10 protein-coding genes are annotated in these 9660 nt (G+C 37.3%); 3 read left to right on the top strand and 7 right to left on the bottom strand.

Annotated elements, in window-relative coordinates:
* A partial coding sequence (locus FJR37_RS24550; RefSeq protein ID WP_168467365.1) for a bifunctional 2-polyprenyl-6-hydroxyphenol methylase/3-demethylubiquinol 3-O-methyltransferase UbiG occupies positions 1-564 on the bottom strand: 564 nt, incomplete at its 3' end.
* Positions 565-767: 203 nt separating this feature from the next.
* Between FJR37_RS24550 and FJR37_RS24545 the strand changes: the two genes are divergently transcribed.
* The 3 genes from FJR37_RS24545 (at position 768) to FJR37_RS24535 (ending at position 3464) form a co-directional block, all read left to right on the top strand.
* Positions 768-929: a DUF2256 domain-containing protein gene (locus FJR37_RS24545; protein WP_071992819.1), complete on the top strand. Its 162-nt coding sequence runs from the start codon at positions 768-770 to the stop codon at positions 927-929.
* Between the two features lie 52 nt (positions 930-981).
* The gene (locus FJR37_RS24540) at positions 982-1926 is read left to right on the top strand and encodes an isoaspartyl peptidase/L-asparaginase (RefSeq protein WP_039202775.1); all 945 of its coding nucleotides are present in this window, start codon (positions 982-984) and stop codon (positions 1924-1926) included.
* 95 nt (positions 1927-2021) lie between these two features.
* The gene (locus tag FJR37_RS24535) at positions 2022-3464 is read left to right on the top strand and encodes an ATP-dependent DNA helicase RecQ (protein ID WP_168467364.1); all 1443 of its coding nucleotides are present in this window, start codon (positions 2022-2024) and stop codon (positions 3462-3464) included.
* A gap of 50 nt (positions 3465-3514) precedes the next feature.
* Here the strand turns inward: FJR37_RS24535 and FJR37_RS24530 are convergent, their stop codons facing one another.
* The 6 genes from FJR37_RS24530 to FJR37_RS24505 all read right to left on the bottom strand — a co-directional run bounded on the left by FJR37_RS24530 (position 3515) and on the right by FJR37_RS24505 (position 9660).
* On the bottom strand, positions 3515-5533 hold the full coding sequence (locus tag FJR37_RS24530; RefSeq protein WP_168467363.1) for a hypothetical protein: 2019 nt from the start codon (positions 5531-5533) through the stop codon (positions 3515-3517).
* A gap of 646 nt (positions 5534-6179) precedes the next feature.
* Positions 6180-6668, bottom strand: coding sequence for a hypothetical protein (locus tag FJR37_RS24525; protein WP_168467362.1), 489 nt, complete (start codon positions 6666-6668; stop codon positions 6180-6182).
* 84 nt (positions 6669-6752) lie between these two features.
* Positions 6753-7517 (bottom strand): energy-coupling factor ABC transporter ATP-binding protein, encoded by a 765-nt coding sequence (locus FJR37_RS24520; RefSeq protein ID WP_039200054.1) that lies wholly within the window; start codon positions 7515-7517, stop codon positions 6753-6755.
* Positions 7518-7527: 10 nt separating this feature from the next.
* Positions 7528-8187, bottom strand: coding sequence for an energy-coupling factor transporter transmembrane protein EcfT (locus FJR37_RS24515; protein WP_039200052.1), 660 nt, complete (start codon positions 8185-8187; stop codon positions 7528-7530).
* A complete protein-coding gene (locus FJR37_RS24510; protein WP_039200050.1) occupies positions 8180-9103 on the bottom strand; it encodes an energy-coupling factor ABC transporter permease in 924 nt (307 codons plus the stop codon). The genes FJR37_RS24515 and FJR37_RS24510 overlap by 8 nt, the downstream gene beginning before the upstream one ends.
* Positions 9104-9345: 242 nt before the next feature.
* Complete coding sequence (locus FJR37_RS24505) at positions 9346-9660, bottom strand: HNH endonuclease (RefSeq protein ID WP_168467361.1); 315 nt, start codon at positions 9658-9660, stop codon at positions 9346-9348.

Below are 9660 nucleotides of genomic sequence, written 5' to 3'. Positions count from 1 at the left end.
ATAAGCATCTTGACACATTTGTTTAGGGTCATACAAATGTTCTAAAGTTTGAAAACAAGTAATAAGACTAAAAGTTCCCGCTTGAAAATCCTCAACTCTGAAAAGACCATGCTTAATTAATGGTTGTATTTCCTCCTTAGCAGCTAGAATAGGTGCTTGGGAAGGTTCTACTCCAATAACAGAAGTAAACCCTGTACGCAGCAATTCCTCTAAAAATGCTCCATCCCCTGTGCCAATATCAATCGCACCATCTAAATTAGGAATATGTTGCATAATTTTGGGTAGAAAACTGGCATAAGTACGACTCGCATAATGGGCTTCTTCCGAACTATCAAAAGCAGGTTCATGGTAGGCGGTTGCTAATTCACTTAATTCAGGAATTGGACTGGCATACAGTACATCACAAGTTGGACAAGATATCAGTCTGTAGTGCATATATTCAAGCAGTTTACGACAAGCAAAGGCAAAACTGTCCAATTGATTAAGATCACAGTCAGCCTCAGCAAAGACTTTAGACTGATCCTTTGAACCGCAAACTGGACAAGAACGATTAACCATTTTCATTTTTATTTTCTCCTTTTCAGAAATTTCAGACTTGAAATTCTGTTTTCTGCAAATTATCGTAGAATCTGGGAAAACCTATGTAATTAATTTTGCTTGGTTAATTGTAGACAGTACAAGTATTAAAAAATCCTTGTCATCCGTCTTTAGATGTATTTTTTGATAGATGATGTTTTTCGTGTTTATTGTTACGTTATTGTTACGTTATGCGTCCTACTTGTTCTAAATCTGATTTACCGGAAAAAATCTGTGTAGTATGTCAACGTCCGTTTACTTGGCGGAAAAAATGGCAAGATTGTTGGGATGAAGTGAAATATTGTTCAGAACGTTGCCGTCGTCGTCGTTCTCAGGCTAAAAATGAGAGTTAGACCAACCAATAAATATATGGGCGCAGGCCCTGCGCCCCTACGAAGAAAATAAATGATTTTACAAATGCAACCTAAATTAATTATTCATGGTGGTGCTGGTAGTTCTCTCCAAGGTAAGGGGGGATTAATAGCAGTCCGCAACTCTCTGTCTCAGATTGTTGCGGAAGTTTATGCTCTTTTGCTGACGGGTGCAAGTGCGACTGAGGCTGTAGTTCGGGGTTGTCAGATGTTGGAAGATGAACCCCGCTTTAATGCTGGTACTGGTTCTGTCCTCCAATCTGATGGACAAATCCGCATGAGTGCTTCCATTATGGATGGGACAACTGGGCGCTTTAGTGGTGTGATTAATGTGTCACGGGTGAAGAATCCGATTGAAATGGCGCTGTTTTTACAAGATGCTGATGATCGGGTTTTATCCGATTATGGTGCGGCTGAGTTGGCGCGGGAGTTACAACTGCCTATTTATAATGGTTTAACTGATTTGCGCTTGAAAGAGTGGACTCTAGAACGCCAGGATAACTTTAAAAGAACCATGGCTGGGGTAGTAGCAGAACCAGAAATGGCAGAAAGTGCTGGTAGGGGAACTATTGGTGTTGTGGCTTTAGATGGCTATGGTAAATTAGCTGCTGGTACTTCTACTGGAGGTAAAGGCTTTGAACGCATTGGGCGAGTTAGTGATTCAGCTATGCCAGCGGGTAATTATGCGACTAGTCAGGCGGCGGTGAGTTGTACGGGGATTGGGGAAGATATTATTGATGAGTGTTTAGCCGCTAAGGTTGTGGTGCGTGTTACTGATGGAATGTCACTACAGGAGGCTATGCAGCGATCATTTACAGAAGCAAAGAAGAATAATCGGGATTTTGGAGCGATCGCTCTTGATGCCACTGGTGCGATATCCTATGGTAAAACCTGTGAAGTATTACTGGCTGCTTACCATAATGGGGAAAACATTGGTGATACTTTGGAATGGAATGATCAAGAACTAATTGGTCATTAGTCAGTGGTCAGTGGTCAGTTGTCAGTTGTCAGTTGTCAGTTGTCAGTTGTCAGTGGCAACAAGGTTTTTATAGTTTGTGCTTTTGTGGTAAAAACATGAATCTCCCAGTAACACAATCTTGGCAAGATGTTCGCGCAGCATTAAAGGCAATTTGGGGATATGACGATTTTCGTCCTCCTCAAAAAGAAATTGTTAACTGTTTAATATCACAAAAAGATGCTCTAATTATTATGCCCACTGGTGGGGGAAAGTCAATTTGTTTTCAACTTCCCGCCCTCCTAAAAACAGGATTGACTTTAATAGTTTCTCCTTTGGTGGCACTAATGGAAAACCAAGTTGCGGAATTACGGCAACTATCACAAAAAGCAGCACTTTTACATAGTGAATTAACTGCATCTCAACGCAATGCAACCTTGCAAGCTTTGGAAAAACAGCAATTAAGATTATTGTATTTATCACCAGAAACCTTACTCAGTCCAGCAGTCTGGCAAAAGTTATGTAATCCCCAACTCCAAATTAATGGTTTAATTCTGGATGAAGCCCATTGTTTAGTACAGTGGGGTGATACTTTTCGTCCGGCTTATCGGCGTTTAGGGGCTGTGCGTGAAGCGTTACTAAAATCAAAACCACCGGGAACAAAAATTAGTATAGCAGCTTTTACGGCAACGGCTGATCCTTTAGCCCAAAAGATTATTTCTACAGTTTTAAAATTAGACAAACCTGAGATTTTTCGGATTAATCCCTATCGGGAAAATTTAAATCCTATTGTCCGAATTGCTTGGACTCCTAAAGGGAGAAAACAACAATTATTAAAGTTTATTCAAAAACGACCAAATCAAGTTGGTTTAATTTATGCACGAACTCGAAGAGATAGTGAAAATTTAACCCGGTGGTTAATAGAAAATGGTTATCAAACTGCTAGTTATCATGCAGGATTGAGTCCAACGGAACGCCGCAATATTGAAGCTAGTTGGTTAGGTGGAAAAATCCCATTTGTTGTGTGTACTTGTGCTTTTGGGATGGGGATAAATAAATCGGATGTGCGCTGGGTGGTTCACTTTCATGCGCCACATTTATTATCTGAATATGTGCAAGAAATCGGGAGGGCGGGAAGAGATGGCAAACCTGCTGATGTTTTAACTTTGGTAAGTGAACCGACGGGATTTTTAGATGCTGAGGATAAGCAAAGACAGAAGTTTTTTGAGTCACAAATGAAATTGCAACAACAAAAAGCTCAACAATTAGCCAAACAATTACCACTCCAAGGAGAAATAAATACTGTAATTAAAGAATTTCCGAATAGTGCTGTGGCACTTTCTCTTCTGCATAGTAATGGACAATTGGCATGGCTTGATCCTTTTCATTATTCTATGTCTTTGCAGTCAGGAAATCCAGAAAAAACACAATTACAAGCTGCTAAACAAATGAGTGAATATCTCACTAATAAAAGGTGTCGTTGGCAATTTTTATTAAATGCCTTTGGCTTTGAAACACCAACTGCTAATTGGCGTTGTGGACATTGTGATAATTGTGATTAAATCAAGAAACACAATCTGGAAAGCTAATTATTGCGATATTTCCATATTAATTATATGCCTAATTTTTTAAATAAAATATTATTTCTTTGTTTTGCATCTTTAACAAGTTTGTTAAATGATAATACTTCAATATAGGTTTTTAATCCAGGGTTAAAACCAAAAAAACCTTGAAGGTCTGGTGTTGGAGTCAGAGAAGAATTAACAGCAAAAGTTTGTATTTCTTCTGTTAAGTCACAAATAATATAGGCATAGAAAGGTGTATCTTCACGAAGGGATATTAATCTACCATCTTTATTCTTGTGTTTTCCTGATCTAACCTGGCGTATATAAGAATAAACTTGAGCAATAGGATCTTCTGATGCAGAATATCCCTCTCTCGTTGGGCGTTTAAATTCTATTACTACAACGGAAGAATAAGGCTGTTCTTCATCTGGTACAAAAGCAATAGGATGGTTGAAAACTAAAAGGTCTGGTCTATCATTACTTTCTGAATCTAAATTTTCTAGTCTTTTTAAGGATTGATCAGAGGAAAGATACTCATGATAAGACAATCTTTCATCTATTATCCAGAGATTTTGTTTTTCAAAAACATTGATTTCATCAGAAGATGTCCTCATTGGAAAAATTATTTCATGTATATCTTTTTCAAGACTATATCTTCCATCTGAATCAACAATTAGGTTTTTTTCAAACAGACTGATTATGATTTTTCTATGAATAACATATCTTGCTAACTTAGACATCCCTAGATCATTATACTGTTCAAGAAAATCATAATATTCTTTGCTATATTCAGGAAATCTCTCAAAGTGTTCTAGAGGAGTTCTCAATATTTTTACTCCCGTTTCTTTCAGGGATAGTTCATAGCTCGACATTATTTTATGAAGTTCTATTTCTAGCTTTTCTGGAGGGAGTCCAGGTTTTATAGACTCTAATTTATCTGTAGCATATTTTAGTAACGGACGATATTCTACAGCTTCTTCTATAATGTATTTTTGGATTTCTTTCTGTTTCTCTTCCTGTAATCCTTGTAAAAATGGAGAAAGATTATTAGATATTACAGAAATTAATTCATTTTGTATTTCTTTATAAGCAATAAGTCCAATGTCTTCTGTAAAACCCTCATGATTATGAATTAGGTTAAAATTAGTTCTTTCTTGATTAACATATTGATCTAAACAGTCACTAGAAACAAAAGCCAGATAGGTAAAAAGCCTTCCTTCTCTGTCACGAATTTTTCTTTTTTCAATTAAATTAGGAATATAGTTGTGTAAATTTTCAGAAATAACGGTTCTATGATTAGCGCAATAAAAAAGTTTATGGCTTGAATCGGATGAGTTGTAATATTTAATTCCTTTAAGATTAAAAGTATATTCTTTTATTTTAATTACATCATTATCCGAGAATGATTCTAAATTTTGATTAAAGTATGTATTAATGTTGAATTCTTTTTTTCCATCAATTACTCTAATTTTGGGTGGTGTTTCTAAAATAAAGTATGAAATACAGTGTTCTAGAATTTGCTTGCCTATAGTTTCACATTTTTGAGGGCATTTTCCTTTATATGGGTTTAAGAAATTTTTAAGTTCAACTTTTGTATAAAATTCTTGTTCATTATTTAGTTCTATTTTCTGCTTAGAAGTTTCTTGAACTCCTTTGCAAAAAAGGCTAAATTCTATATTACGTTTGTAAAAATTATTTTCTTCTTCAAAAACACTTTCAATCAGTATTTCTGTAAAAGCTTTAAGCCATAAAAATCTACCAACTCCTTTTGAGCCTCTGCTTTTTTTATATGTACTATCTGAAGTACAAAAAGACATATAGTTAATATAGTTAAATCCTACTCCGTTATCTACAACAACAAAACCTTGTATTGGAGATAAATTTCCATCTTCTATGAGTTCTGTTTGATTACCTTCCCTTAAAAGAATAATGTCAATATATCCATTATTGATTTTTGAATCCTCAATAGAATGAATTGAGTTTACTACACACTCAAACAATGGCAATAAACATTTATTCTCAGCTAAAGGGGTGTTGTTAATTCTACCTTCTAAACTTATGTCCATGACTTAATGGGTTTAGTTATTTACGTATCCGTTACATTTTACTATACTATATACAAATTTATTTATGTGTTCAGATATTTAAATTAACTTAGCATTTCTTTTTAAGTTCTCATTTTCGATCTAGCTTGCCACGCCTTTACTTCAACAGTAAGTAGGTGAACACAATAAAACCAAACTGTGTAAAGAAATGTAAAATCGCCCAAACCCTTTTCACTCTTGCCTCTTGCCTCTTGCCTCTTGCCTCTTGCCTTTTGCCTTGCCATAACGACAATTTTCAACGCTCACCTACTTAAGTGCCTAAATATTACACAAAAACACACTACAATGTATTAATGCTTTTCGTAATGCGAATAAATTCGTCCTTATCTTTGTGGATGATTAATTTGTACAGTCTGTAGGTCTTAGCAAGATTAAAAACTAAAAAAAGAAGAGTAAAGGATATAACTCTTAGAGGATGTTTGAAAAGTGGTATTCCGTAATTTTCATCACATTGCTACCCCCCTTAGTCCCCCCTTGTAAAGGGGGGAAACAATAAAAATCCAGTTCCCTCCCCTTTACAAGGGGAGGGTTAGGGTGGGGTAAAAAATATTTGATACATCAACCATAACTTTTCAAACACCCTCTTACAATTTTTAATTTTTAATTCTCAATTTTTAATTGATTCTGCTTGGCTACAATATTTATTTAATTGCACCCCTAGAGTATCTGATTCTTTCCCGGCAGTTTTGGCGGCTGTTGTTAGTGCGGAATCAATTTCTTTTCTGGCTTTTTCAATTTTTGCTCTACCATCTGATGATGCCTCTGCTTTTTTAGCTTCTCCAAGTGCTTGAGAAGCTTTGGCTATGGCTTCACTAAGATGATCAAAGATTTTGATAAATTTGGTTTCAAATTCTTGCAGTTTGGGATCTTTTAAATTTAATTCCTGAATAGACTTAGTAACATTTTTCAAGTCTTTGGATAGTTGCAAGCTAGTTGATACTTGCTGACCTTTTTTTATATCAATCAGTGCTGTACCCTGATTGACAACTGTAACTAATCGCTGACATTGGGAGATTTTAGTCTCGCTGCAACTAGTAATTAACAAAGCAATGCTCAGGCTAACAGGAGCAATAACTGAATAACGGGAAAACAACATTAAAATCCCAAGAGCAATAAAATCCCCTAAATATTAAGCCAATTGATTATTAATTCGCAATTACGAATTTCTGTGTTGAGCAGTTTACCAATCTAATGGCAATCCTAATTTATCTAAGGTTTTGCCATCTTGCAACAGTGTTTGAATGTCGCTGTCTATTTGGATTTTACCCGTAGATAGGACTAAAGCCCGTTGAGTTACTCTTCCTAGCCAATTGAGATCATGGGAAGCTATTAACATCACTTGTACGGGCAATTTTAATAACACGTGAGCTAAATGTCGTCGCCATGCTGGGTCTAGTCCGTTGGTGGGTTCGTCTAAGATGAGAATGGCTGGATCTAGGGCTAAAATTGCTGCTAAGGCGGCTAAACGTCTTTGTCCTCCAGAAAGTTCATGGGCGGAACGGTGGGCGTAAGCTTCTAATCCGAAGTCGGCTAATAGTTGATGGGCTTTATCTTTTGCAGCTATGGGTGAAACACCATAGTTAAGGGGTCCGAAAGTAACGTCTTCCAGAATTGTAGGCATAAATAATTGGTCGTTAGCATCTTGAAAGCTAAAACCAATTTGTTGGCGTATTTGAGGTAAGGTGGTTGGCAATAGGGGGATGCCGTTAATCCAGATTCTGCCACTTTGGGGATGTTTTAAGCCGATGAGGTTTTCTAATAAGGTGCTTTTTCCTGAGCCTGTAGCCCCCATTAAGGCGATGCGATCGCCTGTTTGTAAGCTAAAAGAAATTTCTTGTAATACAGGTTGCTGGTGCGAATAGGCATATACCAGATTTTGGACTTCAACGACATTGGTATGCGGTTGAGAGAGGGAAATTTGGGGATTAGAAGTTAAGGATGTCAAGATTCACCACTCAAATAACAGTAAGGTAGGAACTTAGGGTTAAACAAGTAGCTGTCACCCCAGCTATTAACAAGATAAAACGTTCTTTCGATTTGAGGGGGGAATCTATCGGTAATTGTCCATTATATCCACGAGCTACCATAGCAGCATAAACTCTTTCCGCTCTGTCGAGGGTGCGAAGATACAACGCCCCAATCATGGAAGCACTGGCATAACGCAGCCATCCTGCTGCACCATTTAAACCACGTAATTGGGCGCTGCGCTGCATTTGCGTTACTTCTGAAAGTAAGATTTCTAAGTATTGCGCGGCTAGGATCAAGTTTTCTTTTAATGGGGCAGGTATTGGTAAGCTTTTGAGGGCGATACCCAAACTGTGGGGGGGTAAGGTTAATAAAAAACTATTCATGGTAATTAAACAAATTAGGGAACGCACAAGTAAAAAACTGGCTTTTTCCCATCCCAAAGGCAAAGCCATTAATGATAGAAAAATTAATTCTGCACCAAGTAAACCGCTTAATTTACGAATGGGTACTTGTAATAGGCCAACCCATAAAAGGGCGATCGCCCCATATACTAGTAGATTAGACCAAGTATGATGTTTTAAAAACGCTGCGCCAATTACAATAATGAGGGATAATTGCAAGCGTAATGGCAAGGAAATTTTAAGCATTCTTAGGTTTCATAACTTTAGCAATTCCAAAAGCCACAGTGAAGCAAGCTGTAGAACCTACCAAACCGGCAATACTTGTGCCGATTTGCCCTAAACCTTTAATCTCATAGTCAGCCAAAGGTGTTGGTACTACCACTCTGACTTGTTCAGCTAAGTTGATAAAACCCACGTTTTCTGCTACTTTTTCCAAACCATCTGGCCAAGCAGAAGCAAATAGAGACAACACACCCGAAATCAGCAAAATACTGACAACGGGAACTAACCAGCCTCTAACTTTGTGTTCTTCACCTGGTAACAAATCTGGACGGGCTGTGGCTAAATAGGTTAATACACCCCCGGTAATTAATCCTTCTCCAATACCAATCAAAATATGTACACCTGCCATGGTGGGTAAAACTATGCTGGCTGGCGCTGTTCCAGAAAGGGCTAATTCAATAGCACAAGCTACTGCGGCGACAACTACGCTAACTGCGGCAGCTATGCCGGCTGCTAGGGGTAAACGCCTTTGAGAACCGCCCAATAGTCTTTGTAAGGTTTGGGTTAATCCCCACGCTACCCACACGCCGACTATTCCCATATTAAAAATATTTGCACCTAAAGCCGTAATTCCACCATCAGCAAATAACACGGCTTGAATAATTAAAACTGTGGCAATACATAACATTCCCGCCCAAGGACTACCTAAAATAATTGCCGCTAAAGCCCCTCCTAATAAGTGGCCGCTAGTTCCTCCCGCTACAGGAAAATTAATCATTTGGGCGGCGAAAATAAAGGCTGTGGTTAAGCCGAGAATGGGGGCGCGACGAATGCCAAAAGCTGTTTGCGATCGCTCAAAAGCTACAAATAAGGCGGCTGTACTGGCTAAACTGGTGGCTGCGGCTACTGGTACAGAAACAAATCCGTCGGGTATGTGCATGAAAATTCCTATTTCTTTTATGTGGTTTTTTGCAGTGCTAAAAGCAATATAACGACTAACAAAATTAATAGCAAACTAAAATTTATCTGTTCTGACAATAGCCTATTGGTAGATATTTTGGGATTTTATTTAGGATAATTTTTCAATAAAAAATACGTCAAATTATATATTTATTTTTTGAATTGTTAACATTTATAAATCTTTATGACATATTTTCATAATTGTTCATGATTATGAATTTATTAATTTTCTGGAGGATGCCAACCAGCAAGTACCCAATAACTGCGAACTTCTAAAACATCTGCATCATCACTTAAATGCAAAGCTTTAACAGTAGCTCTCCCAGTTGGTGTTTTACCCACAATTTGCAATCCATCTTTTGTCCAAAAAAAATGCTCAGACCAAACTTGAGTACGCGGGTTAAATAATTTAACTATTTCACCTGTTTCTGAATCAATATTTGTTATTTTATCACTTTTGTATCTATTACAAATAGGACAAGCTAACCATAAATTCGATTCATCATTAAGTAGGTGAGCGTTGAAAATTGTCGTTAT

The sequence above is a fragment of the Aphanizomenon sp. UHCC 0183 genome (assembly GCF_009712065.1).
Classification (GTDB): Bacteria; Cyanobacteriota; Cyanobacteriia; order Cyanobacteriales; family Nostocaceae; genus Dolichospermum; species Dolichospermum heterosporum.
Note: the sequence above shows the minus strand (reverse complement) of the source record. Positions and strands in the feature narration are given on the sequence as shown.

Excerpts from the sequence above, each read along its gene's own strand:
- FJR37_RS24545 (WP_071992819.1), top strand. The coding sequence starts at position 768 with ATGCGTCCTACTTGTTCTAAATCTGATTTACCGGAAAAAATCTGTGTA.
- FJR37_RS24510 (WP_039200050.1), bottom strand. The coding sequence starts at position 9,103 with ATGCACATACCCGACGGATTTGTTTCTGTACCAGTAGCCGCAGCCACC.
- FJR37_RS24525 (WP_168467362.1), bottom strand. The coding sequence starts at position 6,668 with ATGTTGTTTTCCCGTTATTCAGTTATTGCTCCTGTTAGCCTGAGCATT.
- FJR37_RS24530 (WP_168467363.1), bottom strand. The coding sequence starts at position 5,533 with ATGGACATAAGTTTAGAAGGTAGAATTAACAACACCCCTTTAGCTGAG.
- FJR37_RS24515 (WP_039200052.1), bottom strand. The coding sequence starts at position 8,187 with ATGCTTAAAATTTCCTTGCCATTACGCTTGCAATTATCCCTCATTATT.
- FJR37_RS24535 (WP_168467364.1), top strand. The coding sequence starts at position 2,022 with ATGAATCTCCCAGTAACACAATCTTGGCAAGATGTTCGCGCAGCATTA.
- FJR37_RS24540 (WP_039202775.1), top strand. The coding sequence starts at position 982 with ATGATTTTACAAATGCAACCTAAATTAATTATTCATGGTGGTGCTGGT.